Origin of the sequence: Luteococcus sanguinis (genome assembly GCF_039527675.1) — a bacterium.
Classification (GTDB): domain Bacteria; phylum Actinomycetota; class Actinomycetes; order Propionibacteriales; family Propionibacteriaceae; genus Luteococcus; species Luteococcus sanguinis.
Genome location: NZ_BAAAKI010000038.1, coordinates 1 through 1,245, shown reverse-complemented (window position 1 = coordinate 1,245; position 1,245 = coordinate 1). Strand labels below are relative to the sequence as shown.

The following is a 1,245-nucleotide window of genomic DNA, read 5'->3' as shown; positions in this document are numbered from 1 at the left end:
GGATGTGGGTGGATGGCGACGATGGGGCATGGAGCGTGGGGGGTTGTCGTTGTCGGCCCGGTATGAGGTGACCCGGAAGTACGCGCAGGCGTACGCGGCGGCGTCGAAGTCGGACAAGGGGCAGATCCTGGACCAGGTTGTTGAGGTGACGGGCTGGAACCGTGACCATGCCCGTCAACAGCTGACCGCGAGGTTAGGTGAACCACCGGGGCGGGCGAGCATGACCGTGGCGGTGGTCGACCGGCGCCACGCCAAACCGTTCAAATACTCCTATGACGCTCGGAAGGTCCTCCAAACGGTGTGGGCCACCTCGGGCGGGTTGTGCGGGAAGTACTTGGCCGTGTCGATGGAGGGCTGGTTGGATGCGATGGAGGCCGAGGGGTCGCTGGTGCTCGGGGTCGGCCGGTACAACGCCGAGGTCCGCGGCGAGTTGCTCGCCATGAGCGCGGCCACGATCGACCGTTACCTTGCGCCGGTGCGGGACACCGCCACGCTCCGCGGCATCGCCGCCACCACGCCCGGGACGCTGCTGCGCAACTCGATCACGGTCCGCAAGGCCGGTGACGAGGTCGAGGCCGAGCCCGGGTTCTTCGAGGTCGACACGGTCGCCCACTGCGGCCCGACCCTGAAGGGCGAGTTCGCCAGGACGGTGAACTTCACCGACATGGTCACGGGATGGGTGTTCACCCGCGCGATCCGCAACAACGCCGCCGTCCACGTCCTGGGCGTCTTCGACACCTTCATCGGCCAGATCCCGTTCGCCGTGACCGGGATCGACTGTGACAACGGATCCGAGTTCATCAACCACGATCTGGTCGGCTGGGCTGGGCAGCGTCACGTGTTCTTCACCAGGTCACGGCCCTACAAGAAGAACGACCAGGCCACCATCGAGTCCAAGAACAACCACCTCGTGCGCCGCTACGGATTCCACCACCGCTACGACACCCCCGCCGAGCTGGAACTGCTCAACCAGCTCTGGCCCCTGGTCTGCGACCGGCTCAACTACCTCACCCCCACCAAGAAGCCGTCAGGATGGAGCACCGACACCGTCGGCCGGCGCAAACGCCTCTACGACACCCCCCGAACGCCCTACCAGCGGCTCCTGGACGCCAGGGTCCTCAGCCCCGCCCAACAAGATGAGCTCGCCGCCCACAAGGCCAGCCTGCAGCCCGCAGCCATGGCCCGTGAGATCACCCGGATCCAGAACGAACTGACTCGTCTCGCCGCCACCAAGACCCGCCTGCT

Annotated in this window: 1 protein-coding gene; it reads left to right on the top strand. The window is 66.6% G+C overall.

The features are described from left to right. Positions 1 to 28 precede the first annotated feature (28 nt). Positions 29 to 1,245, top strand: a 1,217-nt coding sequence (locus ABD089_RS13745; RefSeq protein ID WP_343887030.1) for a DDE-type integrase/transposase/recombinase, incomplete at its 3' end; no start/stop codon positions are given.